This window comes from Bacillus sp. FSL R5-0593 (genome assembly GCF_038603755.1).
GTDB lineage: Bacteria > Bacillota > Bacilli > Bacillales > Bacillaceae > Bacillus > Bacillus velezensis.
Map to the genome: position 1 here is coordinate 2,625,746 of NZ_CP152011.1, position 15,452 is coordinate 2,641,197.

Sequence of the window (15,452 nt, forward strand, 5' to 3'; positions counted from 1 at the left end):
TGCGCACTTTTTATTGAAGAAGATACTTAGAAATAATCAGCCTTTGAATCTCATTGGTTCCTTCATAGATTTGCGTAACTTTCGCATCCCGAAATAAACGCTCCGCGGGATACTCTTTCATATAGCCGTAGCCGCCGTGAATCTGCACAGCCTCCACCGCCGCTTTCATCGCCGCATCGGACGCGAATTGCTTCGCCATAGATGCTTCTTTTCCGCACGGAAGCCCTCGCTGATACAGATCAGCAGCATGATAGACCAATAATTTGGCAGCTTCCGCATTCGTCGCCATGTCAGATAATTTAAATGAAACAGCCTGATTCGAAGCGATGGGTCTGCCGAACTGGCTGCGGGTTTTGGCGTACTCCACCGAGCAGCCGAGCGCCGCTTCGATAATCCCGAGCGCCTGAGCCGCTATGCCGATCCGTCCGACGTCAAGGTTTTTCATGGCGATTGAAAAGCCTTCGCCCTCTTCGCCGAGCCGGTTTTCAATCGGAATTTCCGCTTGGTCAAACTGCAATTCGACAGTATTGGAACCTAACAATCCGAGCTTTTTTTCTTTTTTTCCGATAGAAAAACCGGGTGTGTTTTTTTCAACGATAAACGCTGAAATCCCCTTTCTCCCCTTACCCGGATCGGTTATGGCGAATGTCAGATACAGATCTGCCGCTCCGCCGTTTGTAATAAAGATTTTTGAACCGTTCAGAATATATGAACCGCCTTTTCGCACGGCCGTTGTTTTCAGGCCTCCCGCATCAGATCCGGATTGAGGCTCAGTAAGCGCAAAAGCCCCAATATATTCGCCCGCTGCCAGCTTCGGAATATACGTTTGTTTTTGGGCTTCTGTCCCGAAATGCAAAATCGGGATTGTCCCTACTGATGTGTGGACGGACAAAATGACGCCGACGGCCGCGCTGACTTTTGATATTTCATGAATCGCTAAAATGTAAGATGTTGTATCAGCACCCGCCCCGCCGTAAGTTTCCGGGACGGGAATACCCATCAATCCCGCTTCGCCCATTTTTTTAATCAGCCGCTCCGGAAATTCATCTGTTGATTCCATGAGCTCAACCACCGGCGCGATTTCCTTGCGGGCAAAATCACGCACCATTTTTCTCATCATGATGTGCTCTTCTGTAAAATGCATGGCTGCCGTCTCCCCTCATGATCTTTACGTCATCTGCCGTACTCATAAAAACCGCGCCAGCTTTTTTTGCCAAGCCAGCCGGCGCTGACATATTTTCTGAGCAGAGGGCATGGGCGGTATTTCGGATCTCCGAGCCCCGCATAGAGAACCTCCATAATGGAAAGGCACGTATCCAGCCCGATGAAGTCAGCTAATGTTAATGGACCCATCGGATGCCGCATGCCGAGCTTCATCACCTCATCAATCGCTTCCTTTGAAGCTGCTCCTTCGTAAAGGCAATAAACGGCTTCGTTAATCATCGGCATTAATATGCGATTAGATATAAAGCCCGGGAAGTCATTGACTTCGACTGGGGTTTTATTCATCCGGACGGCAAGCTTCTTTACTGTTTCCGCCGTTTCTTCCGATGTGGCGAGTCCTCTGATGACTTCGACAAGCTCCATGACAGGAACCGGATTCATAAAATGCATGCCGATTACTTTTTCAGGCCTTTTTGTGGCCGCGGCAAGCTCCGTAATGGGAAGAGAAGACGTATTGCTTGCCAATACGGCATGAGGGGGACAGATTTTATCTAGTGTGTCAAACAATTCTGCTTTTGCTTTTTTGTTTTCTGCAATGGCTTCAATTACAAAATCAGCATCTCCCGCTTCTGTGAGCTCTGCCGGGGAAATACGGCTGAAAACGGCATCTGTCTCCTGCTGTGTCTTCCGTCCTTTTGCCTGCTCTTTCTCCAGGTTTGTCTTTATGCGGTGAAGACCTTTTGTTACCGTTTCCGGCTCCCAATCGTATAACTTGACGGCAAACCCGGCTTCTGCAGCCGTCTGCGCGATGCCTGCTCCCATCTGACCCGCACCTGCGACCATGATTGTTTTCATCTTCATCCGGCGCTCCCTCCTTTGATCAGTACACCTCAAGCAGGACGGCATCTCCTTGAGCCGCTCCGCTGCATATAGCCGCTATGCCTAAACCTCCTCCGCGACGCTTTAATTCGTATATTAAACTCATGATGATTCTCGCTCCGCTTGCGCCGATCGGGTGGCCGAACGCGATTGCCCCTCCGTTTACATTCACTTTTTCCCGGCTGAACCCGGCTATTTTTTCACTCACCAGCACGACAGACGCAAATGCCTCATTTACCTCAAACAAATCAATATCGTCAACGGACAGTCCGGTTTTTGTCAAGAGCCGGCTGATGGCCTCTCCCGGCGCGCTGGCCAGCTCGGACGCTTCCAGTCCGACTGACGCAAAGCCAAGTATCGCTGCGAGCGGCCTGACATGCTGCTTCGCGGCTTTTTCCTCTGACATCAGCACAAATGCTCCTGCCCCGTCATTTACACCGGGAGCGTTTCCGGCTGTAACCGTTCCGTCGGCTGTAAAAATTGGCTTGAGCGCTGCAAGCTGCTCAAGGCTCGTATCAGGGCGCAGCCCCTCATCCGCTTCAACGGTATGCTGTTTGCCCTTTTTGCCGGTCCAGGTGACGGGGACAATTTCTTCACGCAATTTGCCCGCCTCGGCCGCCTCAGCCGCGCGTTTCTGACTCAAAAGAGCGTAATGATCCTGTTCATCCCGGGAAATGCCGTACTTTTTGGCCGCAGTGCTTCCGTGGACAGCCATATGCACCTGGTCGAACGCACAGGTCAGCCCGTCATGAACCATTAAATCCTGAAACACCCCGTCCCCCATCCTCACACCCCAGCGGCCGGCCGGAATGGCGTACGGAATGTTGCTCATGCTTTCCATTCCGCCTGCAATCAGCACGTCCGCATCTTTCGCCCGGATCATTTGATCACAGATGATAACGGCCCTGAGCCCTGATGCACAGACCTTATTAATGGTTTCAGCCGGAACGGACCACGGAAGCCCGGCATATCTTGCAGCCTGCCGTGCCGGAATCTGTCCGGCACCCGCCTGGACGACCATTCCCATCACCGCTCCTTCCGCTTCGCTTTCACTGATAGCGGCGCGCTTGATTGCTTCTTTTATGGCAATGCCGCCAAGCTCGGCTGCCTTTACCTCTTTTAATGCGCCGCCAAATTTTCCGAACGGCGTTCTTGCCGCACTGACGATAACCGTTTTTCCCACAATTTTGCCTCACTTTCAATAAGATAAAAGATAACGCTTACACAAAACGCCCTGTTACAATATATGAACCGGCTGACCGAGTTATGAGTGCACCGCCTTTTTCCCGCCCATAAAAAAAGAAGACTGTCTGAACAGTCTTCTCAGCTGCGGCATTCTTCTTTTATAGAAACAGCCAGCTTTGGATAATCGGTAAAAATTGCGTCTGCTCCCGCTTTCATCAGCTGCTTCATATCCTCAGGACGATTGACGGTGAACGGACGGAGCGCCGCTTGGTGTTTTGCAAGATGTTTGATCACTTCAGCGCTCACCGCCGGCGTACCGAGCTTCGGATGATAACCCGAAGCGGGAATGGCGGCAAGATACCGTTCAGGCCGGTACAGCACATCCATTGTCAACACCGCCCGTTCAATTTCAGGCGCCAGGGCGTGGCAAACCGCAAGACTCTCATGATTAAATGAAGAAAAAATAACGCGCTTTTCCAGTCCGTAATATCTGACTTTTTTAATCACTTCTTCTTCCATTCCTTCGTAACGGAATACACTGTTTTTCAGCTCAATGTTTATCAGAAAATCAGCACGTTCCGCAAAACGCAGCACATCTGACAAAAGCGGAATTCTGACACCTTTAAAAGCATCTTTCCATTTTCCGGCGGCATCGGCGGTTCTGATTTTGTCATACGCCGTATCTTTCACAAATCCTTTCAAAGACGTCGTGCGGTCGAGTGTTTCATCGTGAATGACCACGATCCGGCCGTCTTTTGTCATCTGTACATCAAGTTCGATTCCGTCAGCCCCGTCCTCAATCGCTTTTTTGAACGCGGGCATCGTATTTTCAGGGCAGTCGCCCGACGCCCCCCGGTGGGCAAAAATATTCGTCATATGTGTCACCTCAGGTGTTTGTCATCGGTTTTCTCTATTATAATCGTTATGCACATAAGGAGGACGCTATTTACACATATTTTATAATTACCGTCCGCTGTAATAGGTTTCGATTCCGTTTACAACGGCGTCCGCGGCGTGCTCTTGTCCGTTATCACTTTTCAGCTTGTCCGCATCTTGAGGATTTGTGATAAAACCTAATTCAGCCAGCACACTCGGCATCTTTGAATATGTAATGACATAAAAAGGAGCTTCTTTTACGCCTCTGTCCTTCATCCCTAAAGACGTGACAAGCTGCTGCTGGATGTCGGAAGCAAGCCTTTCGCTGTCTGCTCCTTCATATGTCGAATTAAAATACGTTTCCGTGCCCGATGCCGTTGAGACGGCTGAATTCGTATGGAGGCTGACGAATAAATCGGATTGGCTGGCGCTTGCTTTCGCCACCCGCTCGTCCAAACGTAAAAAAGTATCGTCAGTCCTTGAAGCAACAGGTTTTGCGCCTTCTGTCTCCAATTTGGCGATCACCTTGTTTGACACCGCTAAATTGATGTTTTTCTCAAGCAGTCCATTTCCGCCGGCCCCGCTGTCTTCTCCGCCATGTCCGGCATCGATATAAATGGTTTTCCCTTGCAAAGGTTCAGCTGCATAAGCAGACGGCGCAAGCAGAAGAAGAGCGGCACCGAAGGCAGCAGCGCTTTTTGTCAGTAAACCCACGTTTTTTCCTCCCCGTTTTCACATATCTGTTTCTTTTTTCAGTTCCTCAAGCCGTAATTGTCCGTTGCTCTCTTTTTTATAGGTGATTTGCACCGCCGTATGTTCAGGCAGAGACTGACATTCAAACCGCTTAGCGAAAGGCACCTTCACCTCTTGCCTTTCTCCGTCAATTTCGACCGCGATCGTATCGTTTCCGGCCGCTTTTATAAATGTTCCTTCCTGTGTAAATAACGGCGCCGCATCAGCCTCCGCGGTATACTCGCAGCCTGATAACAGCCATGCGGTGAAGATCAGAAGTATGACAGACTTCACACAGATCACCTCACGTTTTCTCATTCGGCTTTATCTTTGAACAGAATGACCGATTTGTAAAGGGAGCCTCCATTCCTCCAGCGCTTTTCCATATTTGGAATGAAGGCTATCTGACCTGCTGTTTACCTGAACTTAGAAAGAAAACAAGCTGATCAGTCTATGAAAAAGGTTCTGTCTGAAGGCCGAATATGCAGAATTTAACGGAAACGGACGACTTTCTGTTCATTTTGAAAAAATATCAGATCGGCAAAAAAAGAGAGCCGCGTCATGCGCTCTCCCGAATAGAAACATTCATATTTATTTTGAGCTTTTCATAAAATGAACGGGACAACTTAAAAGAGCAGCGTATTGGCGGCAATGATGAGAATAATCACTCCGCTCAGCACCGTGCTGAACTGTCCGACGTGAAAAGAACCGATGCGCAGTGACGCGGCTTTTTTTCCAAGCGAGCAACCGATCCATATGGTCAGAAAGCTTCCGACCGCCGCAGTGATGGAAATGGCAGCGGGAGAAAGCCCGATCAACCCCGCGCTTAATCCGTTGGTCAGCGCATTTGCGGATACGGCCACCCCGAGAACCATGGATTCCAATATACCGATTTCTCCCGAACCGTCGGCATCCGCTGCCTCCGGATTTTGCATCAGACCGGCAAAACGGCCTTTTTTTCCTGACGCGCCAACACGCGCTGTTTTTCTCGGCACAGCCAGCAGAATGATGCGGATACCGATGACAGATAAAATAAACGCCGCCAGCAATACAGGAAGAAAGCCCGGTAAAACGGCTGAAATCCATTTGCCGAAATAAATTCCGATATAACTGAATACAAAACAGATAAAAGCGATCATCATATTTGACGCATGCGATATTTTGATTTTTCTGATGCCGTATGACATCCCCACTCCTAAATTATCAATGCTCGAGGACACTGCCAAACCTAAAATCAATAACCAAGCCATGTTCGTTTCTCTCCATTCTTTGATGTCTTTTCAACTTGTTGTGCCGTTGAATCTACACTATCCTATTCAGCAGCACAAAAAAGGTACCTTTTCTGCAAAAAATATTGATTAATGATCATCATTCCGGCGGAAACGAGGTGACACCCTTGACAGAAAATAAAAATACGACACTGGGGCCCCTTTTAAAATCACTGCTTGATAAGCACTCGCTCTCCATGAGAAAACTCGGCGCCTTAACAAACATTGATACGGCCACCATCTCCCGGATTATAAACGGCAAGCAGAAGGCCAATTTAAAGCATCTTCAGGAATTTTCAAAACATCTCCGCACCCCGCTGGAGGAATTGCTTGAGGCGTCAGGCATAGACATCGGCCATGAAAAAGAAGCTGCGCCGCAAGACCCGATGCACGCGATTCAGGATATGCTGAATATGGCCGAGATGTTTGATCAGCCTTTTTCCCGGGAGCAAATTGAGCGCGAACTGACCAGATATGAACAATATGCCAAAACCCAGCAGGGCCATCGCCTGATTTGCGATGAGTTTCAAAAGAAAATGGACAATGAAGAAAGCGTCGGCCCTTTTATTGATCATTTGAAAAACATGCATCATCAGTATATGGATGAATCAACACCGGCTGAAGACCGCGCGATTCTCGGGAGCGCGCTGCTGTATTATATTTTAGCGACCGACGTCATTCCGGATTACATGTTTCCGATCGGCTACCTGGATGACGCCATCGCCGTTCAAATCGCTTTGAACCGGCTGAAAAAAAAGTAAAGGCGCTTAAAAAAGCGCCCTTTTTGTGTTGAAAAATATGAAACACCGCATTACGGTTTTGTCAAAACAGAGACAGCTGTCATATGATACATCAACCTAACAAAAAGGAGGGTGTCTTCTATGGACAGCAACACAGTTGTGGCAGTGTGCGCTCTGTTAAGTGTTGTGATTCAGATCGGAACGATATTCGCCGCAGGAAAGTGGAAAAAAGAATAAATAAAAACAAATTGACGGTTTTTTCGCACAAGCGTATGCTTATAAATAACCTTGTAAAAGATAAGAAAGAAGATATGTATATGAAAAAAATCATTCTCCTCTTCGCCGCCGCTGTCATATTCAGCTCGATCGGCCATCAAATTTCAGGAGGATATAAAGATCCTGAAAAGGAACGGAGAAAACCGTTTCATTCGTTTAAATGGTTCAGCCGGTCATAACCTCAGGAAGAAGAACAAGCAAAATAATTGCACACAATTAAAACATAAGCTAGAATACGGACGAGTTAAACTCCTAAGGAAGAAGGCGAAATGATGAAGCAAACTTATAAACCGCTGTTTGAACCTTTTACGTTCGAAAGCGGCGTCACTATACCAAACCGTATTTCAGTCGCACCGATGACACACTATTCATCAAATGATGACGGAACGATTTCCGACCGTGAATTAAACTACATTACTCCCCGTTCAAAAGAAATGGGCATGGTCATTACGGCATGTGCAAACGTAACGCCGGACGGCAAAGCGTTTCCAGGCCAGCCCGGCATCTATGATGATTCTCACATTCCCGGCTTGAAAAAACTCGCTCAGGCGATCCAGTCTCAAGGAGCGAAAGCCGTTGTGCAGATTCACCACGGAGGATTGGAATGCCCTCCTGAACTCGTGCCAAACAACGACGTCGTCAGCCCGAGCGGCTCAGAAGAAGACGGGAGACAAACGTCCCGGGCTCTCACCGAACAAGAAATTGAGCACATCGTGAAAGCATTCGGCGAAGCGACACGCAGAGCGATTGAAGCCGGCTTTGACGGTGTTGAAATTCACGGGGCAAACGGGTACCTGATTCACCAATTTTATTCACCGAAAACAAACCGGCGCACAGACCGCTGGGGCGGAAGCGATGAAAAGCGCCTTGCGTTCCCTCTTGCAGTCGTTGACGCTGTCAAACAGGCAATTGATACACACGCTGAAAATCCATTCGTTCTCGGCTACCGCCTGTCACCGGAAGAGCCGGAAACAACGGGGCTTACAATGAAAGAAACATTCATGCTCGCCGACGCGCTTGCGGAAGAGAACTTGGATTATCTGCATATTTCACTGATGGATGTCAATTCCAAAGCCCGCCGCGGGGCGGATACTTCACGGACGCGGATGGATTTATTAAACGAACGCGTCGGCCATAAAGTGCCGCTGATGGCCGTCGGTTCCATCTATACCGCGGACGAAGCGCTTGCTGTATTAGAAAGCGGAATTCCGCTGGTGGCTCTGGGACGTGTCATTTTGATTAACCCCGAATGGGCGGTGCTGGTCAAAGAAGGCCGCGAACAGGAAATCGAAAAAGCCATTCAAGCATCTGAAATTGAGAAATACCGACTTCCTGAACCGTTATGGGAAATGATTCAGAATACAGGCGGCTGGGTGCCGTTTGAAAAGTAGACTAAAAAACTGCCGGATGTCCGGCAGTTTTTTTGATTCACAAGTTTTTACCGCTTTGTTTACTCCTATTTCTAACACACAGCGTACATATAGTAAATAGATTAATAGAAAGGAGACCGTATATGATGGCTGGTTTTCCTATTACGATTAACAGTCTTTCCGGAAACGGGGTTGTCAATGTCGGCGGTGCGTTTTCGATAAGTCCTTTAACCGTATCAAAAACCGTCTACGGCTCAGGTGGGGGAAATACGGGGATGGTCCTGCAAATGAATCAATCCAGCACATCTCAATCTTCAAGCTCACAATACTCTGATCAAAATGTAACGAAAACATTATGACATCCGTATTTCCCTCCCTTTTCGGCTGGCAGCAGCCGGATTCTTTTTGCCGTTTTGTTTAATCTTATTCCATATCACAGCGTACATATAGTTAGTAGACTGTGAGAGAAAGGAGAAAAAATAGAATGAGCGGTTGCCCGATTACGATAAACAACGTATCAGGAAACGGAGTTGTCAATGTTGGCGGCGCCATATCCATCAGTCCGCTGACTGCATCAAAAACCGTTTTCGGTGCCGGAGGGGGAAATATCGGCATTGTCATTCAAAACAATGCTGTAAGCCAGTCCAAAATGTTTGAACATCAATTTTCAGATCAGAATATTGTAAAGTCAATTTAAGGGCTGCCAAGCAGCCCTAACTGCATAAATAAAGCAGGCACACTGATTTCCCGAAAACTTGATTTTAAACATCAGCGATCACCTTTCCATGTTTTGAATGATTTCAGTTAAAGATGAATAGAATGCAGATTGAAAGCATGAGTACTGAATCTCATTAAGGAAAGAAGGAATCGTGATGAAAAAACTTTGCCGGGAAGTTTGGATTGAAGTTGACCTTGATGCGATAAAAAAGAACGTACGGGCGATCCGCCGCCATATTCCGAATACGTCTAAAATTATGGCCGTCGTAAAAGCGAACGCTTATGGCCACGGCTCTGTTGAAGTAGCGCGGCAGGCACTGGAAAGCGGAGCGAGCGAGCTCGCTGTCGCCAGCGTCGAAGAGGGAATTGTGTTACGGAGAGCGGGAATTACGGCACCTATTCTTGTGCTCGGCTTCACAGCTCTCAGCTGTGTGAAAAAATCTGCCGTTTGGAACATAACATTATCAGCGTTTCAAGTCAGCTGGATCAAAAAAGCGAATCGGATATTGGAAAAAGAAGCAGATTCGAAACGGCTGTCCATTCATATCAATGTGGATACGGGAATGGGCCGGCTGGGTGTGCGTACGGAAGAAGATCTTTTAGCAGTGGTGAAAGCGCTCAAGTCGAGTACATATCTGTCATGGGATGGCATCTTTACACATTTTTCAACAGCGGATGAACCGGACACTGAGCTGACGATGCTGCAGCACGAAAAGTTTATCAGCTTTCTCCGCTTTTTAAAAAATCAAGACATTACGCTGCCTACCGTGCATATGTGCAATACAGCCGCCGCTATCGCATTCCCGGAATTCAGCGCCGACATGATCCGTTTAGGCATTGGGTTATATGGTTTATATCCGTCCGCCTCGATAAAGGAACTGAACCTCGTGGATCTCACACCCGCACTAAGTTTAAAGGCGCGTATCGCTTATGTGAAAGCCATGGTGACAGATCCCCGGACCGTCAGTTATGGCGCCACATATATCGCCGAACCTGGTGAAATCATCGCGACGATTCCAATCGGCTATGGTGACGGTTACTCCCGCGCCCTGTCCAACCGCGGGTTTATTCTTCACCGCGGCAGACGGGTGCCGGTGGCGGGGAGAGTGACAATGGATATGATCATGGTCAGTTTAGGTGAGAATGAGGGCAAACAAGGAGAAGAAGTCGTCATCTACGGTAAACAACAAGGAGCCGAGATTTCCGTTGATGAAATTGCCGAAATGCTCGGTACGATCAGCTACGAAGTCTTATCTGTGTTAAGCCGCCGCGTCCCCCGCTTTTATTTCAGAGACGGCAAAATCATTAAAATATCAGCTCCGGTATTATACGTGTAGACGGCATAGACCCCGCATTTATGTATAGAACAAGTACCGGCGTGAGTGATTTCCATTGTTTTCGTCAGCAAAATTTCAAAACGCCTTCTCTTCCGCGTTCATGCACGGAATAGAAGGCGCGAAAAAGACATCTAGCCAAAAGCTTGCGTTACGAAGCTTTATGCTCCAATCTCAGCTTGTCAGCAACCATCGCGATGAACTCTGAATTGGTTGGCTTTGCTTTTGTCATGCTTACCGTATATCCGAACAGTGAAGAAATGGAATCAATATTTCCCCTGCTCCATGCGACTTCAATGGCGTGGCGGATGGCCCGTTCTACACGGCTTGCAGTCGTGTTGAATTTTTTGGCGATGTCGGGATAAAGGACTTTTGTGATGCTGCCGAGGAGTTCAATATCGTTATACACCATGGAAATGGCTTCACGCAAATAAAGATAGCCTTTGATATGGGCAGGCACACCGATCTCATGGATAATGCTTGTAATGCTGGCATCGAGATTTTTCCGCTTCGGCTCAGGCTGGCTGCGGATAATGCTGCTTTGCGCAGACGGCGCACGGTGTGTGACACTGCTGACATTTCCGCTTACCTGGCGGATATGGCCGACAAGGTTTTCCATATCAAACGGCTTCAGGATGAAATAGGACGCGCCTAAATCGACGGCTTTTTTCGTAACGTCTTCCTGACCGAATGCCGTCAGCATGATGACGTTCGGCTGCTTCTCGAGCTCTGATTCCCGCAGACGCTCCAAAACCGCAAGTCCGTCCAGATGCGGCATGATAATGTCTAAAACGAGCACATCTGGATTCTTATCTTTAAACAAAGAAAGACATTCCTGTCCGTTATAAGCAACGCCAATCACTTCCATATCATCCTGTCCCTCTATATATTCACTCAACAGGCTTACAAGCTCTCGATTATCATCAGCAACACAAACTTTAATTTTCTCCACGTTTCTTCCTCCCCCAATGTATTAACAGGACGCAACCCATTTGACTGCTACATGTTACATTCGACAAAACCACTACTTCCCCTTTTAAAAAATCCATATTTACCAATAATAGTGGTATATCTTTGTTTTTCTAGCATTTTCTAGGTTTTTCGACTAAAAATTAAGTTTGACAAATCAGGAAACGTGAATTTGTCGAAAAATCTTCATGTCTTATTTTACATGAATCCAGGAAAGAAGTGAAGAACGCATCACATAAAAAAACTGCCGGATCATCCGGCAGTCAGCTTGCTTTGTCTTTCCCGTAAACATCAACACCCGCTTCAGACAGCATCCATTCGATATGAACGCCGTAGCCGCTTGTCGGATCATTGACAAATACGTGGGTTACGGCTCCGACGACCTTTCCGTTTTGGATGATCGGGCTTCCGCTCATCCCCTGAACGATTCCGCCGGTTCTTTTCAGCAGTTTCGGATCTGTCACTTTCAACACCATTCCCTTTGTCGCCGGGAATTTTTGCGGCGTGGTGCTGACGATTTCAATATCAAATTTCTCTACTTTATCGTTTTCGATAACCGTCAGCATTTGCGCAGGTCCTTTTTTTACTTCATTTGACAAAGCAATCGGAAGCGCTTTGTCGGAAATGTTGTTTTTAATCGGCTGATGCAGTGTCCCGAAGATGCCGAACGGGCTGTTGCGGTTAATATCGCCGATCGTTTTCCGTTCTGACGAAAACCTTGCCAGTTTTTCGCCGGGATTGCCGCCTTTTCCTTTTTCAATTGATGTTACAGTTGAACGGACAATTTCTCCGTCTTCTACAACAATCGGTTTTTTTGTATCCATATCAGAGATGACGTGGCCCAATGCGCCGTATTTTTTTGTTTTCGGTTCAAAAAAAGTCATGGTGCCGATGCCGGCTGCCGAATCGCGGATATAAAGGCCGATTCGATATTTCCCCTCGGCTTCGTCCTTTGTCGGAATCAGCTTTGTTTTGATTTTTTGCTTATCGCGTTTCACCAATAAATCCAAAGATTCACCGGTTTTGCCCGCTTTTTGAATAAACGGGGCGATGTCGCTCATTTTTTCAATTTTATGTCCGTTCATTTTAATAATGATGTCGCCAGATTCAATTCCCGCTTGTTCTCCCGGAGACTTTTTCCCATCCTTTGTCATCACTTGGTGAAAACCGACCACCAAAACACCGACTGAATGCAGTTTTACACCGATGGACTGTCCGCCCGGAATGACCTTCAATTCTGGAAGGACACGCACTTTCGTTTTTTTAATGGGAAATCCGGCAAGATCATATACTACTTCTGACCGGCCATGTGTTTGCCCTATTATGTTTGCATGGCCGTGCTCTTCTTTCAGCGTAAAGGCTTCTGATAATTCGCCCTTTTCAGCGCTTATTGATGCATTGACCGGAACGGCCTGTGTCTGGTTTTCAAAGACGCTCATTTCTGACGGTATCAGTAAATATTCTTTAAATGGCTTAAAAAAGCCTACACTTAGTAAAGAAACAAGGAGAATTACACCTATTGCTTTCCTCATGTTATCGTGCATTCATTCCTTCACTCTCCTCGCTCCTATCCCACACCACTTTCTTTTTCTGCTACATCTATACTTTTGCCTTCCTGCGCTTGATTTATAACCGGCATACGAAGAAAAACATTGGATACACTGTTAGAGAAATGGAACAAAAAAATAAGCTGCCTGTATCAGCAGCTTATCCTGTCGTTTTTACCTGTCCGGCCTGTTTTAAAAGCTCTTGTGCATGCCGTTTTGTCAGATCGGTCACTTCGACGCCCGCAATCATGCGGCCGATTTCCGCTACCTTGTCCTGTTTAGAAAGCGGCGTGACATGCGTTGTCGTCCGGCCGTCTTTGAATTCTTTTGCGATCAGAAGGTGCGTATCCGCCATAGCGGCAACCTGCGGCAGGTGTGTAATGCAGAGCACCTGTGAACCGGTCGATACTTTATGGATTTTTTCCGCGATGGCTTGGGCAACCCGCCCGCTTACACCGGTGTCCACTTCGTCAAAGATGATGGAGGTGACATCCTGCTGGGAAGAAAAAATACTTTTCATCGCCAGCATCACCCTTGAAAGCTCGCCTCCGGAAGCGACCTTTGACAGCGGTTTTAAAGGCTCACCGGTGTTTGTTGAAATTAAAAACTTCACAAGGTCAATCCCCTTTTGGGTAAGCTGCACGGGCTGCCCGTCAACAACCGGTGCTTCACTGGCTGACGGATCGGTTTTCACGAGAAATTCCGTATCAAACGTTGATTTGCCCATATACAGACTTTTTAATTCCTGATGAATCGCTTCCGCCAGTTTCTTAGCCCATGCTTTTCTGATTTTTGATAAATTGGCGGCTTCTACGGCCACATCTTTGCCGACCGACTCCAATTCCTTCTTCAGCGCTTCAAGGTGGCTGTCGCGGTTCTCGATCTGATCGATTTCCTCTTCTATTTTGGAGCCGTATTCCAAAATGTCTTCTACCGTCGCTCCGTATTTGCGCTTCAGCTGTTTGATCTCATTTAAACGGGTTTCAATAAAATTCAGCCGTTCCGGGTCATATTCCAGATCATCTAACAGATTGCGCATCTGAAAGGTTGCATCCTCCAGCAGATAATAGGAACTTGACACACTTTCTGACAGCTTTTGCAGCGGTTCATTGATATCCGAAATATCTTCAAGCTGGGCAGAGGCCATTCCGACCCAGTCAAGCCCCCCCTGTTCGCTGCGGAGCGCATTATAGGCGTTTTGCAATGATTCATAAATTTTTTCAAAGTTGGATATCTGCTTCCGCTCTTCCTGAAGAAGCTCGTCTTCATTCAATTCAAGCTTCGCCGACTCGATTTCTTCAAGCTGAAATTGAATCAGGTCTAATCGATGCGCCATTTCCTGCTCGCTTTCTGACAGCTTCTTCACTTTTTTGAGCAGCTTCATATAACGCTCATAGCCTTCATGGTAAGCCTGAAGCGCGGATTCGGCCTCAGCGCCCGCAAACCTGTCCAACAGCTCTAAGTGTTTATCGTCCTCCATTAACAGCTGGTTATCATGCTGTCCGTGAATATCTAATAAAAGTCTGCCGATTTCCCTCAAAGCCGCAATCGTCACTAATTTTCCGTTGACACGGCAGACGCTTTTTCCTCCGGCATTAATGTCCCTTCTCATGACAATCATGTCGTCAGATGCGTCTATTCCCTGCTCACGGCATACTTCAAAAACGGGATGACCGCTGTCCAAAAGAAACAGTCCTTCAAGCTCGGCCTTTGTTTCACCGTAACGGACAAATTCAGACGAGCCGCGGCCGCCGACTAATAGGGAAACGGCGTCTATAATAATTGACTTGCCGGCCCCTGTTTCTCCCGTCAGGACGGTGAGCCCCCGCTCAAACGAAATCGTCAGTTCCTCTATAATGGCAAAGTTTTTTATTGATAGTTCAGCTAACAAACAGCATTCCACCTTTTATCTGATAATTACGCTACAGCAGCTCCAAAAGACGGCTTTGAACACCCTCCGTATCTTCAGGCGTCCTGCAGATGATTAAGATCGTGTCATCTCCGCAAATCGTGCCCATGATTTCTTCCCATTCGAGATTATCCATCAGAGCGCCGATTGCCTGAGCATTCCCCGGCATCGTTTTTAATACGATCATATGGCTTGCTGAGTCAATTTTTACGAACGCATCCATTAATGAACGCTTCAGTTTTGACAGCGGATTGAACCGCTGATCCGCCGGCAGGCTGTATTTGTAGGAGCCGTTGTTTGTCGGCACCTTTACGAGATGCAGCTCTTTAATGTCTCTGGAGACAGTCGCCTGAGTTACCTTATATCCTTCTTCTCTCAGCATGTCAACTAAGTCATCCTGCGTTTCAATCTCATGGCTTGTAATAAGCTCTCTGATTTTTATATGCCTTTGGCCTTTTGTCATGTAAGCACCTCTGTTTTCAAGCT

General features: G+C 47.4%; 17 protein-coding genes. 6 read left to right on the plus strand and 11 right to left on the minus strand.

From position 1 onward, the window contains the following. Positions 1–10: 10 nt before the first annotated feature. The 7 genes from NYE36_RS12795 to ytaF form a co-directional block, all read right to left on the minus strand. Positions 11–1,144, minus strand: a complete 1,134-nt coding sequence (locus tag NYE36_RS12795) for an acyl-CoA dehydrogenase (protein ID WP_015240185.1) — start codon at positions 1,142–1,144, stop codon at positions 11–13. Between the two features lie 29 nt (positions 1,145–1,173). Then, entirely contained in the window at positions 1,174–2,025 is an 852-nt protein-coding gene (locus NYE36_RS12800; RefSeq protein ID WP_061582077.1) for a 3-hydroxybutyryl-CoA dehydrogenase, read from the minus strand. 19 nt (positions 2,026–2,044) lie between these two features. Further along, positions 2,045–3,226, minus strand: coding sequence for an acetyl-CoA C-acetyltransferase (locus NYE36_RS12805; RefSeq protein WP_015240187.1), 1,182 nt, complete (start codon positions 3,224–3,226; stop codon positions 2,045–2,047). Positions 3,227–3,366: 140 nt separating this feature from the next. Then, on the minus strand, positions 3,367–4,104 hold the full coding sequence (locus NYE36_RS12810; protein ID WP_015240188.1) for a glycerophosphodiester phosphodiesterase: 738 nt from the start codon (positions 4,102–4,104) through the stop codon (positions 3,367–3,369). Between the two features lie 87 nt (positions 4,105–4,191). Then, a complete protein-coding gene (locus tag NYE36_RS12815; RefSeq protein ID WP_017418119.1) occupies positions 4,192–4,818 on the minus strand; it encodes an N-acetylmuramoyl-L-alanine amidase in 627 nt (208 codons plus the stop codon). Between the two features lie 18 nt (positions 4,819–4,836). Next, positions 4,837–5,154: a hypothetical protein gene (locus NYE36_RS12820; RefSeq protein ID WP_015240190.1), complete on the minus strand. Its 318-nt coding sequence runs from the start codon at positions 5,152–5,154 to the stop codon at positions 4,837–4,839. Positions 5,155–5,462: 308 nt separating this feature from the next. After that, on the minus strand, positions 5,463–6,086 hold the full coding sequence (gene ytaF / locus NYE36_RS12825; RefSeq protein ID WP_085342186.1) for a sporulation membrane protein YtaF: 624 nt from the start codon (positions 6,084–6,086) through the stop codon (positions 5,463–5,465). Between the two features lie 146 nt (positions 6,087–6,232). Between ytaF and NYE36_RS12830 the strand changes: the two genes are divergently transcribed. From NYE36_RS12830 to alr, 6 genes are all read left to right on the plus strand, one after another. Next, positions 6,233–6,865 (plus strand): helix-turn-helix domain-containing protein, encoded by a 633-nt coding sequence (locus NYE36_RS12830; RefSeq protein WP_007408365.1) that lies wholly within the window; start codon positions 6,233–6,235, stop codon positions 6,863–6,865. Between the two features lie 296 nt (positions 6,866–7,161). Further along, positions 7,162–7,299 carry a hypothetical protein gene (locus tag NYE36_RS12835; RefSeq protein WP_014470646.1) on the plus strand — a complete coding sequence of 46 codons (138 nt, stop codon included), beginning with the start codon at positions 7,162–7,164 and terminating at the stop codon, positions 7,297–7,299. A gap of 93 nt (positions 7,300–7,392) precedes the next feature. Next, entirely contained in the window at positions 7,393–8,511 is a 1,119-nt protein-coding gene (locus NYE36_RS12840) for an NADH-dependent flavin oxidoreductase (protein ID WP_061861489.1), read from the plus strand. A 125-nt stretch (positions 8,512–8,636) separates the two neighbouring features. Further along, on the plus strand, positions 8,637–8,849 hold the full coding sequence (locus NYE36_RS12845) for a spore germination protein (protein ID WP_007408362.1): 213 nt from the start codon (positions 8,637–8,639) through the stop codon (positions 8,847–8,849). 125 nt (positions 8,850–8,974) lie between these two features. Beyond that, entirely contained in the window at positions 8,975–9,187 is a 213-nt protein-coding gene (locus tag NYE36_RS12850; protein WP_003153181.1) for a spore germination protein, read from the plus strand. A gap of 175 nt (positions 9,188–9,362) precedes the next feature. Then, entirely contained in the window at positions 9,363–10,544 is a 1,182-nt protein-coding gene (gene alr, locus NYE36_RS12855) for an alanine racemase (protein ID WP_012117960.1), read from the plus strand. A gap of 148 nt (positions 10,545–10,692) precedes the next feature. Here alr and spo0A read toward each other — a convergent pair whose 3' ends face one another. From spo0A to argR, 4 genes are all read right to left on the minus strand, one after another. Continuing rightward, complete coding sequence (gene spo0A / locus NYE36_RS12860; protein ID WP_003153177.1) at positions 10,693–11,493, minus strand: sporulation transcription factor Spo0A; 801 nt, start codon at positions 11,491–11,493, stop codon at positions 10,693–10,695. 280 nt (positions 11,494–11,773) lie between these two features. Next, positions 11,774–13,054 (minus strand): SpoIVB peptidase, encoded by a 1,281-nt coding sequence (gene spoIVB, locus NYE36_RS12865; protein WP_094032247.1) that lies wholly within the window; start codon positions 13,052–13,054, stop codon positions 11,774–11,776. A gap of 163 nt (positions 13,055–13,217) precedes the next feature. After that, positions 13,218–14,948 (minus strand): DNA repair protein RecN, encoded by a 1,731-nt coding sequence (gene recN, locus NYE36_RS12870; protein ID WP_015417799.1) that lies wholly within the window; start codon positions 14,946–14,948, stop codon positions 13,218–13,220. A 31-nt stretch (positions 14,949–14,979) separates the two neighbouring features. Next, complete coding sequence (gene argR / locus NYE36_RS12875) at positions 14,980–15,429, minus strand: transcriptional regulator ArgR (protein WP_003153173.1); 450 nt, start codon at positions 15,427–15,429, stop codon at positions 14,980–14,982. Positions 15,430–15,452: the final 23 nt, after the last annotated feature.